This window comes from Longimicrobium sp. (genome assembly GCF_036387355.1).
Lineage (GTDB): Bacteria > Gemmatimonadota > Gemmatimonadetes > Longimicrobiales > Longimicrobiaceae > Longimicrobium.
This window is the reverse complement of sequence record NZ_DASVTX010000118.1, coordinates 1-14,790: the sequence shown is the minus strand read 5'-3', so window position 1 is coordinate 14,790 and position 14,790 is coordinate 1. Positions and strand designations below refer to the sequence as shown.

Sequence of the window (14,790 nt, the reverse complement as noted above, 5' to 3'; positions counted from 1 at the left end):
CGTCACGAATGCAGCAAGCGCGGCAGGGGATCCCTCCCCCGCCGCGCTTGCTCATGTACAGCCGCTGATGGCTCCGGCGTCGTGGCGGTGCGGGGGGCGATCCTCACGCACTCACGAATGCCAGCATCCACGATCATCTTCTCTGCACCGCCTCGCTCTGGTCGGCGGCGTCTCGCACAGGCAGCCGAGCTTCTCGTGCGAGACGCGGTTGCCGTACGATCAGCCCGCGCCGCCGCCCGGGGCGCCGCCGCCGGGAATGCCGGGTTCCGTCATCCCGCGCACGTTCATCACCTCTTCCAGCTGGTCGTCGCTCAGCAGGCCGCGGCGCTTCACGACATCCCGCACGGATTCGAAGTTCTTGGCCGACTCCTTGGCGACCGCCGCCGCCTCGTCGTAGCCGATGTAGGCGTTGAGCGCCGTGGCGATGGCCGGGTTCTTTTCCAGCAGGTCGCGGCAGCGGTCGCGGTTGGCCTTGATGCCGTCCACGGCGCGGGTGCGGAACGCGTCGCAGGCGCTGGACAGGATGGACACGGACTGCAGGAACGCGTTGGCCATCACCGGCATCATCACGTTCAGCTCGAAGTTGCCGTGCTGGCCGCCCACGGTGACGGTGGTGTGGTTCCCCATTACGTGCGCGCACACCATCATCATCGCCTCGCTCATGACCGGGTTCACCTTGCCGGGCATGATGGACGAACCGGGCTGCACGGCGGGAAGCGAGATTTCCGCCAGGCCGGAGGTGGGCCCGCTCGCCAGCCAGCGGATGTCGTTGGCGATCTTCATCAGCGAGACGGCCAGCGTGTTGAGCGCGCCGGACGCGGAAACAAAGGCGTCCTTGGCCCCCTGCGCCTCGAAGTGGTTTTCTGCCTCACGAAACTCCAGCCCCGTGTCCTGGCTGATGTAGCGGATGGCGAGCGCCGGAAAGTCCGGGTGCGCGTTGGTGCCGGTGCCCACCGCGGTGCCGCCCAGCGCCAGCTCGGCCAGCTCGTCGGAGGCGTTGCGCAGGCGGCGGATGCCGTGCTCCAGCTGCGACGCGTATCCGCCGAACTCCTGCCCCAGCCGCACCGGCGTGGCGTCCATCAGGTGCGTGCGCCCGCTCTTGACCACGTCGTCAAACTCCGACGCCTTGGCCAGCAGCGCGTCGCGAAGCCGTTCCAGCGCGGGGATCAGGTCCGAGTGGATGGCGACGCGCGCGGAAACGTGCATGGCCGTGGGGATCACGTCATTCGAGCTCTGCCCCATGTTGACGTGGTCGTTCGGGTGCACCTTGCTCCCCAGGAGGGCCGTGGCGCGCGACCCGATCACCTCGTTGGTGTTCATGTTGCTCGAGGTGCCGCTGCCCGTCTGAAAGATGTCGAGCACGAACTCGGCGTCCAGCGTGCCGGCGATCACCTCGTCGGCCGCGCGGCTGATGGCGTCGGTGATGTTCGCGTCCAGCCAGCCCATTTCGTGGTTGGCGCGCGCGCAGGACTTCTTGATGGTGCCCAGCGCGTGGATGAAGCGGCGCGGAAAGCGGATGCCGCTGATGGGAAAGTTCTCTACCGCGCGCTGCGTCTGCGGGCCGTACAGCGCCTCGGCGGGAACCTGCATTTCGCCCAGCGAGTCGCGTTCGGTGCGGAAGGCCGGGGTGCTCGTATCCGTCATGTTCATGCGGTCGTACGGGGTTGGTCAGGCTGCTGCGGCGGGCAAGATGCGGCGCGCGCCGGGGGAGCGCAACGCATGGCGCCGATGCGGGCTCTCACTGTCCTGCGCGAACGTGTGTGCGGGTGGCGGAGTCGGCGCGGGTGGACGGCCGGTCCTTCGCTCGCGCAGGGCTCGGCCCGGCAGACGAGGCGGTCCAGGGATGACAGGTTTGCGCTCTCAACTCGCCTTGGCACAATAACTTGTCATCCTGAGGAGGCGCCGGACGCACTTGCGGCGAGACGGCAATGTGGCGCCGACGAAGGATCTACTGTGCCTGCGAGAACGGGCGTGCTCGTCGCGACGTCGGCTCGGCGGCAAGTAGATCCTTCGTCTCCGCGCCATGGTTCGGTGTGGCGGAAGCAACGGCGCAGCGCTCCGCTCAGGATGACAGGTTCTTCGCTCCTAACTCGTTTTGGCACAGTGACTTGTGTGCCTGAGGAGCTGCCGGAACCGCTCGTGCGACACAATCTGCTGTGCCCGCCAGAAGAGGCTTGCGTGCGGCTCATCGCCTCAGGCGTGCGGCGCGATCCTGCCCCGCGCAAAGGACGGCGCGAGGGGAAAGCCTGCGGTTCGGGCGGGGCAGGGAGCGCGCACCAGCGGACCGTGGTGCCTGAACCCGTGGATGCGTTTTCCCGTCCACTTGGAACAAGTGTTCAGGTCCGCTGCAACGCACTGCCGTAGCATCATAAATGTGGCGGCTCGCGGGCTTGCGGGGCTGCGCAAATCTTGATTAGGTTCGATCCACCGCGCTTGTTTTCACACGGCCGCCCCCGCACGCGGCCGGCACCCGCCGCGCGGACGCATACTGTCTTCTTCCGCCGTTTTCCACGCCGGATACCCGGCTCAGCCGCACCAAGCCCCCATGGAACCCTGGATGGATGACGCCGCGCAGCCCGGCGCGGACTCCCTCTTTCCGCGCTTTGTGTGCCGCGTGGGCGGCGCGCCGGTGGACACGGTTGACGAGCTGCGCGCCGGGGAAACGCTGCGCCTGACCGGTGAGCTCGCCCGGGTGGACGCGCGCATCGCCTCCGTGCGCGAGGCGGTGAGCGAGCGCCTCTTTGAAGCGATCGGGGCCGCGCCGGACAAGCCGGCGCGCAACAAGCTGATCGCCCTCAAGCGCGAGCTGTACAACGGCAAGGTGCCGTCCGCCGCGCGCATGGCGGACGCGGAGGCGCTGCTGGACGCGGTCGTGCTGGCGCAGGTAAAGGCCGCGGCGGCGGACCTGGAGGCGGCGCGCGGGCTGGAGGAGCGCATCCGCGCCGCGTACGGCACCGAGACCGCCGCGCTGCGCACGCGCTTCGCCGGGCTGGTGCGCGACGCCGACTTCCGAAAGGGGCTGCTGGTGAGCAGCCGCGCACTGTACGCCCACCTGGACCGCTACGTGGACGCCGCCACGCGCGGCGAGCTGACCGGGCGCGACGAAAAGACGGAGCGCGGGCTGCTGCGCTACTACACGCGCATGGCGGCCAAGGCCACCCCGTTCGCCACCTTCTGCGCCATCATCCCCGGCTCGTTCGTGGCGGGAGAGGCGCAGGGGAGCGAGGGGGAAACCGTCTTTGACGGCTCGCCGCGCAACAAGCGCAGCTTCGTGCGCATCAACAAGTTCCTGTACGGCCTGCTGTTCGACCACCTCAAGACGCGCCCCGCCGTGCGCCACGCCCTGCGGGTGGAGGGCAACCCCACCATCCGCGCCGAGGGCGGCCGGCTCGTCTTTCTCACCGCCATCGACGGGCGTGAAGTCTTTCAGCGCCTGGCCGACAACGAGGTGCTGCAGCTGATCGCCAGCCGCTTTGCGGACGGCGCCGGGCCCACGCTGGGCGACCTGATCGGCGCGCTGAGCAGCGATCCGGAGATCGACGCCACGCCCGATGAGGCCGAGGCGTACCTGAACAAGCTGATCGAGATCGGCTTTCTGCGCTTTCACACCGGCATCCGCGAGCAGGACGCGGACTGGGACCTCCCCTTTCGCGAGCTGCTGCGCGGCGTGGATGACGACCACGCGCGGCGCACGGGCGAGCTGCTGGAGGGGATGCGCGAGCGGGTGGCCCGCTACAGCGACGCCGGGGTGGAGGAGCGCGCGGCCGTCATCGACGACATGCACGCGCTGATCCTGAGCGCGCTGGAGGCGATGGAGATCAAGGGGCGGCTGCGCAAGGACATGCCGTTCTACGAGGACGCCACCTCCAGCGCGTCCGCCAGCATCGCGCTCACGCCCGGGGTGCGCCGCGCCTTCAGCGACTTCGACACCTGGGTGCGCCTGACCGCCCGCCTCGCTTGGCCGCGCGCGGAACAGGCCACCATGCGGCATTTCTTCGAAAGCTACTACGGCAGCCCGGACCCGGTGCCGCTGCTCAAGTTCTACGAAGACTTCTACCGCGAGCACTTCAAGGCGCACGTAGAAAAGGAGCAGCAGCGCAACAAGCCGCCCGCGGAGGGCGAGGCGCCGTACGACGTGGGCAACCCGTTCGGGCTGCAGGTCATCCGCGACATGGGCACCGTGCGCTCGCGCCTTTCCGAGCTGTACCGGAACGCGTGGAACGCCAGCCCGCGGGCGGAGTCGGTGGAGATCTCGCCCGCGGACGTGGAGGCCGCGGTGGCGGGCGCGGAAACGGTGAGCGGCGTGCCGCGCAGCATGGGCGCGTTCGCCCTGCTGGTGCCCGGCGGCGCGGAGGGCGGCGACCCCTCGCTCATGCTGCAGGCGTCCAGCTACACGGCCGGGTACGGCAAGTACTTTTCTCGCTTTCTCTACATGCTGCCCGACGACGTGCAGCAGGACGTGCGCGCGGCCAACGCGGCGCTCAGCGGCGACCTGCTGGCAGAGATCTGCGGCGACGCGCAGTTCAACGCCAACCTGCATCCCCCGCTGCTGCAGTGGGAAATCAGCTATCCCACCGGCGAGAGCGGCGCCACGGAGCAGCAGCTCCGCAGCAGCGAGATCGTGGTGCAGCCGGACCCGGAAGACCCGCACGCCCTCTGCCTCATGCACGGCCCCAGCGGCCGGCGCGTGCTCCCGGTGGACCTGGGGTTCCTGAACCCGCGCATGCGGCCGCCGCTGTACCAGCTGCTGTCGCGCTTTACTCCGCCGGTCATGTTCGCCCCGCCCATTCCGGACAGCCCGGAGGCACCGCGCCCCAACCGGCCCGCGGCGAACGCGCCGAACGCGGTGGATGGCGCGGACCGAGCTGGCACGGCGGGCGCCGTGGGTGCGGCTGACGGGGCCGGTGCGGCTCCCTCCCCGGCTGGTGCGGCTCCATCCCCGGCCGATGCTGCTCCCGTCGCCAACGATGCGGTTCCGGCAGCCCCCGCGCCGGTGGCGGCCGAGGGGGACGCCCCGGCGCCGCGCATCGTGCACCGTCCGCGCATCACCTTCGGGCGGCTGGTGCTGGCGCGCCGGCGGTGGAGCATTCCCGGGGCGCTGTTTCCGCAGCGCCGCCCGGACGAGAGCGGCGCCGACTTCTTTGTGCGCGCCAACCGCTGGCGGGTGGAGAACGGCATGCCGGAGACGGCGTACCTGCGCATTCAGCCCATGCCGGAGCCCAGGCCCGCACAGCCGGGCGCGCCCGCCGAGCCGGAGCAGCCCGCCGCCGAGGCCGCGGAAATCCCCGGCTACGAAGCGCACGCCGAGGGCGAGGGCGCCGAGCCGGCCGAAGAAGCGCACGACGAGCCGACGGAGGCCGCCGCCGAAGGCCAGGCGGACGCGGCCGCGCCCGCCAAGAAGCACACGCAGCCCTCGCGCGACTTCTTCAAGCCGCAGTTCGTGGATTTCGGCAACCCGCTGGTGGTGGCGCTTCTGGGCCGGGTGGCCACCGGGCTCAAGCACTTCAGCGCCGTGCTGGAGGAGCGCTACCCCGACCGCGAGGCGCTGGCCCGCCACGACGGCGAGGCGTACGCCACAGAACTGGTGGTGCAGCTGTACTTCCCCGGCGGAACCGCCTCCACCCCCGCCGCTGCGGCGGAGGAAGTGCTGGCCGCCCGATGACGGACGCGACGGAGGCGCCGGCGCTGTTCGACCCGGCCGATCCCTGGCTGAGCGTCTACCTGTTCATCAATGGGTGGATCTACGCCGCGGACTGCGACCGCATTGCCCTGGACGTGGCGGAGCCCTTTGTCCGCCGCTGCATGGCCGAGGGATGGGCGGATGCCCACTTCTTCATCCGCTACAGCGAGCACGGCCCGCACCTGCGCCTGCGCCTGCACGGCGACCCGCGCGTGCTGCAGGAAACGGTGTGGCCCGCGCTGGTGGAGCACGTTCGCGCGCACAGCCCGGACGTGGTGGTGGACGGGCTTCCCGCGGCGCCGCACCGCACCCGCGCGGAAGACGAGCCGCTGCGGATCCTGCGCATCTCCCGCGTGGCGTACGAGCGCGAAACGGAGCGGTACGGCGGCGAGCACGCGCTTCCCGTGGCGGAGCGCGTGTTCCAGGTGTCCAGCGACGCGGCGTACGAGCTCATCGCCCGGCTGGGCGCGGAGCGCTCGTCGCGGCTGGGCAAGGGGCTGCTCTCCCTGGTGGTGCTCGTGCACGTCTTTCTGGGCGACCGTGAGCGGGGGGCGGCGTTCGGGCAGATGTACAGCACCAGCTACCTGCGCTCGCTGGCCCACGAGGGAGGCGGCCGCGAAACCTACCTGAACGCGTTCGACCAGGGGTTCCAGCAGCAGTCCGGCACCCTGGCCGAGTACGTGGACGAGGTGTGGCTGCGGCTGGATGAGGACGAGCCCGTTTCCGACACGCTGGACGCATACGCCGCCGGCCTGCGCGCCTGCCGCGACGAGCTGCGGGCCCTGTCCGACGCCGGCCTGCTGCGCGTGGGCGGCTCGCCGGCGGAGTCGTGGGAGCGCGCCGTGGCGGGCATCGTACCCAGCTACGCGCACATGATGAACAACCGCCTGGGAATCACCATCCAGGAAGAAAGCTACCTGGCCTTTCTGCTGAACCGGGCCCTGCTTCGCCCGCTGGCCGCGGTGGAAGGGGAAACGGCGTGAGCGCCGCGTCCACCTCCGCCGGGCACCCCCTGTCCGCCCAACCCGAGCCGACCATGACGATGGACCCCGCCGCCGACGCCGGCACCCTCCCCTTTCTGGACGCCGCCGCGGAGATCGGGGAGCGGCTGGTGCAGACCGCGCAGTGGACAGGCGACGCCTGCACCTGGACGGTCATGCAGCCGGACCGGGCCAACCCCACCGCGCGCCGCGCCGTTCCGGCCCCGGCCAGCGGCGCCATCTACGAGGGCACGGCGGGCATCGCCGTCTTTCTAGCGGAGCTGTACGCCGCCCGCGGCGGCGAAGAGGTGATGCGTGCCGCGCTGGGCGGAATTCGCACTGCGCTGAACGGCGCCGCCGAACTGGCGGACAACAGCTTCGGATTCCACAGCGGCCGGCCGGGGATCGCCTGGGCTGCCATGCGCGTGGGCGAGCTGACCGGGCACGCGGAGCTGTTCACCGAAGCGGAGGAGGTGCTGCGCCCGCTGGCGGGGAACGAGTCGCAGGACCTGGGGCTGGACGTGATCGCCGGGGGTGGCGGCGCGCTCCCCGCGCTGCTCCAGCTGGCGCGGCGGGTGGACCGTGATCTGGTGATGGGGATCGCCGTGCGCCTGGGCGAGCACCTGAACGAGACGGCCTCGCGCGACGCGGACGGCTGGAGCTGGGCCACCATGCGCAACAGCAGCGTGCGCAACCTGAACGGCTACGCCCACGGCGCGGCCGGCATCGGGCACGGACTGCTGGAACTGTACGCCGCCACCGGCGACGGGCGCTTTCGCTACGCGGCGGAGCAGGCGTTTCTGTACGAGCGCCGCTTCTACAGCGAGGATGAAAACAACTGGCCGGACCTGCGCCACGGCGAACTGGGCGAGTACCAGTTCGAGGGGCGGATGGAGGAGCTGCGCACCCTGCTGCGCGGGGGCGGCACCCTGGCCCGGCACCAGGGCAAGTACATGAGCGCGTGGTGCCACGGCGCGCCGGGGATCGGGCTGAGCCGCCTGCGCGCCTGGCAGCTGCTGCGCGACCCCGTGTACCTGGACGAGGCGCGCGCGGCGATGCGCAACGTGGAGCGCTCGCTGGCCTCGGAGGTGTCCACCAACTACTCGCTCTGCCACGGCCGCGGCGGCAACGCCGAGACGCTGCTGGTGGGCGCCCGGGTGCTGGGCGAGCCGGAGCTGCTGGCTCCCGCGCGCGAGGCGGCGCGGGCCGGCATCGCCCGGCACGGCGGGCCCGACGGCACCCCTTGGCCCTGCGGCACCATGGGCGCCGTGTCGGACCCCGGGCTGCTGCTTGGCGAGGCGGGGATCGGCATGTTCCTGCTGCGCCTGGCGCGGCCGGAGGTGCCCACGCCGCTGCTGGTGACCGCGCCGGACGACGCGGCCGCGCGGGGCGGGGCGGCGGGCGCGGACGGCTACGCGCAGATGCGCGACCGCGTAGTGCGGGAGCACTTTGGCCAGACGCTGCGCCGCTGGGCCGCGCTGGGCGTGGACGCGGAGGCCCTGCTGCCGCGCGAGCCCATGGGCGCCGCCCCTGTGCGCTCCGACGTGGAGCGCGCCTTTGACGCGCTGGCCGCGTACGCGGCCAGCGCCGGGGAGCGGCGCGAGCTGCTGGAAGACGCCTTTGCCGTGGAGCGCGCGCGCTACGAGCTGGCCCGCTCCGTGGCCGACTACACCGACGAGTACACCGACGCGCTCGCCCGCCGCGGCGTGGACGAGGTGGAGTGGGACGAGAGCCGGCTGGAGCTTTCGCCCCGGGCGCGGGTGGTGGCGACGCGCTGGGACTGGGACGCGTGGACCGCCCCCGCGCCCGGCGCCGCGCCGGAGGAGGACGACGTCTTTTACCTGCTGCAGTTCAGCAGCGGCTCCGCGCACGTGCGCCGGCTGAGCCCCTTTGCCGCCGTGGTGCTGCAGCGGGTGCGCGAGCCCGCCACCGTGGACGAAGTGGTGGAGACGGTGGCCGAGGCGGTGTCCGGCGGCGGCGGCGTGGACCGCGGCTGGCTGCGCGCGCGGGTGATGGAGCAGGTGGAGCAGGCCTACCGCGCGGGCTTTCTGGGCGTGGAGCGCCAGATGGAGCCCGCCGCGTAGGCCGGCGCGGGCGGGGCAGGCGCCCCGCTCCCGTCCACGGCGCGCACGTGCACCCGCGGCCGGGCTCACCCGGTGCGGGAACGCATTGTCCGCGTTATCTTTAGATGCTGGCCGGAAACGAAGGAACGGCCCACGCAGTCCGGGAACCTCCCCGCCAACCGACCGTCGCCATGGCGCCTCCGCGCGCAGACATTCCGCCTCTTCGCGAGGCATTCCAGCAGTTCATGCGCCTCATCCGGCTCATTCGGCCGTACTGGGGCGCGCTCGCCAAGGGCATGGCCCTGGGGCTGGTGCTCGGCGTGCTGGGAATGGCGACGCCGTACCTGAGCAAGCTGCTGATCGACGAGGTGTACCCCACCCGCTCCGTTTCCCTCATGCAGGTGCTGGTGGCGGGGATCTTTGCCGTGTCCATCGCCCAGGCGGTCATGGGCGCCATTCGCGGCTACTTCAGCAACTTCACCACCTCGCACCTGGGGAACGCCACCTCGCTCCTCTTCTTCAACCACCTGCAGCACCTGCCCGTCCGCTTCTTTGACGAGCACCGGGTCGGCGAAATCATGAGCCGCTTCGGCGACGTACGCAGCTCGCTCACCACGGTGTCGCGGGTGTTCGAGACGCTGTTCGTCAACGGCGCGTACCTGATCCTGGTTCCACCCTTTCTGTTTCTGCTGCAGTGGAAGCTGGCCATCGTGGCCCTCATCACCATCCCGCTGACGGTCGGGCTTACCACCATCAGCGCGCGGGTGATGCGCAAGTACTGGAAGAAGAGCGCGGAAGCGTACGCCGACCTGGGCGCCTTTCAGGTGGAGGTGCTGAGCCACATCCGCAGCCTCAAGGCCATGGCACGCGAGCACTACGTGTATTCGCACGCCGAAAAGCAGATGAAGGGCGCGCTGGCCGTGCAGCTCAAGGCCGGCGGCTACGGGCAGTTCTTCAGCGCCGTCAACGCCGGCATTCGCGCGGCGGGAACGGCGCTGTACACCTGGTACGCCTGGCGGCTCATCATCAACCAGGAAATGACGCTGGGGTCGTACATCGCCTTCAGCGCGTACATGGGGTTCATGTACAACCCCATGGCCCAGATCACCGGGCTGTTCGCCGAGTTCCAGCAGTCCGCGGTAAGCCTGGGGCGCATGTTCGAGTACCTGGACAGCCCCACCGAGCAGGACCCCGCCAACGCCTACCTTCCGCCGCCGCCCATCACCCACGTGGTGGAAGGCGACATCCGCATGCGCGACGTGCACTTCGGCTATTCGGCGGAAAAGCGGGTGCTGCACGACATCGACATGCACTTTCCTCCGGGAAAGATCACCGCGGTCGTGGGCCACAGCGGCGTCGGCAAGTCGTCCGTGCTGCGGCTGATCACGCGGATGGAGGAGCCGACCTCCGGGCAGGTGTTCTTCGACGGCGTGGACGCGCAGACCATTCCCCTGCCGGACCTGCGGCGCCAGATTTCCGTGGTGTGGCAGGAGTTCAGCATGCTGCAGGGCACCATCTGGGACAACCTTACGCTCGGGGCGGAGAACCCCTCGCGCGCCGCGGTGGACGACGCCGTGCGGCTGTGCCGGCTGGAGCCGCTGATCCGCGGGCTGCCGCAGGGGTACGACACCCCCGTGGGCGAGTGGGGAAGCACGCTCAGCGGCGGGCAGCGCCAGCGCCTTTCGCTGGCCCGCGCCCTGATCCGCGACACGCGCGTGCTGCTGCTGGACGAGGCCACGTCCAACATCGACATGACGACGGAAACGGAGATCCTGCGCGACCTGTTCGCCCGGCTGGAGGGCAAGACCGTCGTCTTCGTCACGCACCGCGTGCCGACGGCGGCGCTGGCCGACCAGATCATCGTGATGGACGGCGGGCGCGTGGCCGGGGCCGGCGCGCACGCCGACCTGCTGCGCGACTGCGAGCCCTACCGCCTGATGCTGGGCGCCGAAACCCCGGCGGACGACGGCCGGAAGCTGCGCGCCGTGGCCCCCGCCGCCGGATGAGGAGAACCGCGCCATGAGCACCGCCCGCAAGAACCACGAGGTCATCCCTCTGCGGCTCCCCCACCTGGACGACGAGGGGCAGCCCGGCGCGGGGCTGGTGAAGCGCAGCGTGAGCATCACCCTGCTGACGGTGGCGGCGCTGTGCATTGCCGCGCTGGTCGTATCCGCCACGGTGCGGATGGACGTGACGGTCAAGGCGGCGGGGGTGCTGGAGCCGGTGCGGCTCTGGCCCGTCCGTGCGCAGGCCAGCGGCGTGGTGAGCCGCGTGCTGGTGCGCACGGGCGACACGGTACAAGCGGGCACGCCGGTGCTGGAGCTGGACGGGCTGGCCATGCGGACGCAGCTCGCGCAGCTGGAGGCGCAGCTGCGCTCGGCCGCCATTGACCGCGACCGCAGCGCCGCCGCCACCCCGCTGGAGCGGCAGCAGCAGGCCGAAAAGCTGGCCCGCGCCCGCGCCCGCCTGACCACCGCGCGCGCCACCCTGCTGCAGCGCATGGTGGAGCACGACATGGGCGAGAACGTGGATTCGCTGCTGGCCGCCTACCGCCCCGGGCAGCACGTGGTGCTGGACCTGGCGGTGGGCGAGGTGCGCGGCGCCCAGGCCGACATCGCCATGACGGGTACCGAAACGAGCATGCTGGCGCTGCGCGGCTACGACGAGCGCAAGACGGGGACGGAAATGCAGCGGCTGCAGGCGCAGATCGACGAAACGCGCGAGCGGCTGGGGCGCACCGTGGTGACAGCCCCCGCCGCCGGCGTGGTGCTGACGGACGAGGTGGAGCGCCGCCTTCCCGGCGCGCTGATCCGCGAGGGCGAAACGCTGCTGGAGGTGGGCGACCTGGCCGACTGGCGGGTGAGCATGCTCATTCCCGAGCGCGACGTGAACAAGATCGAGCGCGGCGACGTGGTGCGGCTGGAGGTGCAGGCGTTCAGTCAGGACGACCGGCGCCAGCTGGAGGCGCACATCACCTCCATCGCGGCGGAGCCGGTGGGTTCGCCCGCGCCGGCGGGGAGCGGCGCGGCGACGGCGCCCAGCGGGCCGGGGCTGTACCGCGTGGTGGCCGCGCTGGACGCCCGCCAGGCGGACCGCGGGGACCTGGAGCAGTTCCGCCGCGGGTACAGCGTGCAGGCCAACATCGTTACCCGCAGCGGGCGCATTCTGGAACTGGCATGGATGTACGTGCGCGACAAGCTGGACCGCCGGTGAACGGCCCGGAGATGCTGGACGCGCCGCCCGTTCCCGCCGCGTGGGTGCGCGACGCGCTGGGCGGCGCCACCGGCGCGGGGATCCGCGTGGCGGTGATCGACAGCGGGTACGACCGCGCGCTCGCCGACCCGCGGGTGCTGCCGGGGATCTCGTTCGTGGACCCCGCGGACGACTTCGCCATGGCGCGCAACGACGACGACGGCGACGTGCTGGGGCACGGAACGGCGTGCGTGGACCTGGTGCTGCGGGTGGCGCCGGACGCGCGCGTGATCCCCGTGCGCGTCTTTGGCCGCGTGCTCGAAACTTCGCCCGGCACGCTGCAGGCGGCCATGCTGTGGGCCATGGAGGCCGGCGCGCAGGTCATCAACGTAAGCCTGGGCACGCGGCTGGAGTCGGCGCTGGTCCCGCTGTACGCCGCGTGCGAAAAGGCGCGCCGCGCGGGGATCATCGTCGTCGCCGCGGACGACAACGCCGGGGGCGCGAGCTATCCCGCCATCTTTGAGAACGTGATCGGGGTGTGCGCCGGCCGCTTCGCCTCGCCCTTCGAGTTCCGCTTTCACACGGGGGACGAGATGAAGGTGGAGATCGAGGCGTGGGGGGTGGCGCAGCCGGTGACGTGGATCGGCGGGGAGCGCGTGGTGAAGCACGGGACGAGCTTTGCGGCGCCCAACGTGGCGGGGATCGTGGCGCTCATCCTGGAGCGGCACCCCGGGGCCACGCTGGAAGAGGTGCGCGAGATGCTCGCCGCCTTTGCCCTTCCTTCCGGGGGGGCCGCGAAGGGGTGATCGCGTTCCGACGCACGGAAGCGTTGACCCGGCGCTCAAAACCGGCTAGATTGGACATTCGGGTTTCATTCGGATGCAGAGGAGGCGAAGATGCTCCGCGCATGTGACGTAGCGAAGTACTTCCTCTCCAAGGTAGAGGAGGAAGTCGGTGACGGGATTTCCAATCTCAAGCTGCAGAAGCTCGTCTACTACGCGCAGGCTTTTCATCTGGCCATGCACGGCAGGCCGTTGTTCCCCGAAGCCGTAGAAGCCTGGGAACACGGGCCGGTCGTGCCCGAGCTGTATCGCGAGTACAGGGCGTTCGGTTCGGAAAACATCCCACCGCCCGATGATTTCGACCGGAGTGACTATGGCGATGCGGCCGTGGAACTGATGGATGAGGTGTACGAGGTCTTTGGCCAGTACTCTGCCTGGAAGCTTCGGAACCTCACCCACGCGGAGAAGCCGTGGATCGAGGCGTACGAAGCCGGCGCCCGCGGCCGCACTATCTCCCACGACGCCATGCGTGAGTTCTACAAGGACTTCGTAACCGAATAGGGTGGGCGGTGGTCAAGCGCATCAAGCCTCCCCCCGATCCCCCGAAAGGCCGCATCAAGGCGGGCGCGGACTCTACCGGCTCCACCGATGGCGTCCCGCCTGTATTCTGCTTGCGTCACCTCGTTGAAGGCTGGAAGATCAGCGATTGTCAGCGCGAGGACCAGGCGAATTTCGCGCTCACGGCGGAAAAGCTCTCCAGGCTCACCTGGCAGGAGATCCGGAACGCTCCGCGTCATGGTCTCGGGACGGAAAAGATCGCGCGGGAAGCTATCAAATCCGCCATCCCGGCCAGCATCACAGAGGACGTGCAGTTCCTGGCCGTGAGGTTCAGCGGCATGAAGCCAATGGTGGGCTTCCGGAGCAGAGAGATCTTCCACGTCGTCTGGCTGGATCCGGCCTTCAGGCTGTACGACCACTGACGCGGGCGCTCGCATGGACAGCCGTCCTCCAGATGCCAACGGGCCTTTCCGCGAATGCGGAAAGGCCCGTTCTGCGGTGGTCCTCTTGACCCTGGGCGTGCGGAGTGCACGTTGTCTGCTGTGCGAAATTGATCGTTTCACGCGGCGAATCCGGATGCAGAACGTAGAACTTTCGTCGACGCTCGCGGCACTGTCGGCCATGGTCACGCCGGCGGTGCTCATTCTGGCGAGCAGTTCGCTGGTGCTGGCCACCAGCAACCGCCTCACCCGTGCCGTGGATCGCACGCGGTCCATCACCGAAAACATCATCGACCTGTCCAACGCGGAAGAGGACCGCACCATGCTGGCGGAAGAGCGCGAACTGCTCCTGCACCTGCTGGAGCGCACCGCGCGGCGCACCAAGCTGCTGACGCGCGCGCTCACCCGGCTGTACATGGCGCTCGCCATCTTCATCGCCACCAGCGCCACGCTGGGGCTGGTGGCGGCGCTGGGGCTGCCGTACGCGGGGTTTGCGCTGTTTCTGGGAATGGTGGGCGCCGGGCTGCTGTTCTGGTCCAGCGTGCTGCTGATCCTGGAATCGCGGCTGGGGTTGGCGTCCGTGTACGAGGAGATGGACTTCGTGAAGCGCATCGGTGAGCACTACGGCCCCGACGTTTCTCCGGTGACGGGCATCGGCACCTTTCGCCGCTGGCGCCGCGCGCGGGACACCCGGTCCCCCTCCGGCGGGGACGGGGGAGAGTAGACCTCCTGACCGCAGGTCGGACGCCTCGTGGCGGAATGCTTCGACTGCGCGGCATGATGAGTTCGCGCGGCGCTTCGCCCATGACGGCAAGAATTTGCGCTGCAATGATTTGCGAGCACAGAACCTTGTCATCCTGAAGGAGGCGCCGCGCGTGCCCTTCCGCGTGCCTGAACCCTGGCGCCGACTGAAGGATCTACTGCGCCGGTGAGAACGGGTGTGCCTGTCGCGACTTTGGCTCGGCGGCAGGTAGATCATTCGACTGCGCGCCACGATCCGGACCGGCTGAGGGCCCGGCGCGGCGCGCCGCTCAGGATGACAGATCTCTGCGGTGCAAGCGGTTACGAGCGCAGGCCCTGTCATCCTGAAGGAGG

General features: G+C 70.2%; 10 protein-coding genes. 9 read left to right on the top strand and 1 reads right to left on the bottom strand.

Features of this window, described 5'->3' with window-relative positions; translation table 11 throughout:
- Window positions 1-219: 219 nt before the first annotated feature.
- Window positions 220-1,650 carry a class II fumarate hydratase gene (locus VF665_RS05390; protein ID WP_331052393.1) on the bottom strand — a complete coding sequence of 477 codons (1,431 nt, stop codon included), beginning with the start codon at window positions 1,648-1,650 and terminating at the stop codon, window positions 220-222.
- A 907-nt stretch (window positions 1,651-2,557) separates the two neighbouring features.
- On the opposite strand from VF665_RS05390, the gene VF665_RS05385 reads away from it, so the two are divergent.
- The 9 genes from VF665_RS05385 to VF665_RS05345 all read left to right on the top strand — a co-directional run bounded on the left by VF665_RS05385 (window position 2,558) and on the right by VF665_RS05345 (window position 14,419).
- Window positions 2,558-5,662: a lantibiotic dehydratase gene (locus VF665_RS05385; RefSeq protein WP_331052392.1), complete on the top strand. Its 3,105-nt coding sequence runs from the start codon at window positions 2,558-2,560 to the stop codon at window positions 5,660-5,662.
- Window positions 5,659-6,663 carry a thiopeptide-type bacteriocin biosynthesis protein gene (locus VF665_RS05380; protein WP_331052391.1) on the top strand — a complete coding sequence of 335 codons (1,005 nt, stop codon included), beginning with the start codon at window positions 5,659-5,661 and terminating at the stop codon, window positions 6,661-6,663. The genes VF665_RS05385 and VF665_RS05380 overlap by 4 nt, the downstream gene beginning before the upstream one ends.
- Window positions 6,664-6,716: 53 nt before the next feature.
- The gene (locus VF665_RS05375) at window positions 6,717-8,744 is read left to right on the top strand and encodes a lanthionine synthetase LanC family protein (RefSeq protein WP_331052390.1); all 2,028 of its coding nucleotides are present in this window, start codon (window positions 6,717-6,719) and stop codon (window positions 8,742-8,744) included.
- Between the two features lie 170 nt (window positions 8,745-8,914).
- A complete protein-coding gene (locus VF665_RS05370; protein ID WP_331052389.1) occupies window positions 8,915-10,729 on the top strand; it encodes a peptidase domain-containing ABC transporter in 1,815 nt (604 codons plus the stop codon).
- A gap of 13 nt (window positions 10,730-10,742) precedes the next feature.
- Entirely contained in the window at window positions 10,743-11,936 is a 1,194-nt protein-coding gene (locus tag VF665_RS05365) for an HlyD family secretion protein (RefSeq protein ID WP_331052388.1), read from the top strand.
- Window positions 11,933-12,721: a S8 family peptidase gene (locus VF665_RS05360; RefSeq protein WP_331052387.1), complete on the top strand. Its 789-nt coding sequence runs from the start codon at window positions 11,933-11,935 to the stop codon at window positions 12,719-12,721. Before VF665_RS05365 ends, VF665_RS05360 begins: the two co-directional genes overlap by 4 nt.
- A 90-nt stretch (window positions 12,722-12,811) precedes the next feature.
- Window positions 12,812-13,258: a Panacea domain-containing protein gene (locus VF665_RS05355; protein ID WP_331052386.1), complete on the top strand. Its 447-nt coding sequence runs from the start codon at window positions 12,812-12,814 to the stop codon at window positions 13,256-13,258.
- An 8-nt stretch (window positions 13,259-13,266) separates the two neighbouring features.
- Window positions 13,267-13,677: a hypothetical protein gene (locus VF665_RS05350; RefSeq protein WP_331052385.1), complete on the top strand. Its 411-nt coding sequence runs from the start codon at window positions 13,267-13,269 to the stop codon at window positions 13,675-13,677.
- Between the two features lie 154 nt (window positions 13,678-13,831).
- Complete coding sequence (locus VF665_RS05345) at window positions 13,832-14,419, top strand: DUF2721 domain-containing protein (protein WP_331052384.1); 588 nt, start codon at window positions 13,832-13,834, stop codon at window positions 14,417-14,419.
- Window positions 14,420-14,790 lie beyond the last annotated feature (371 nt).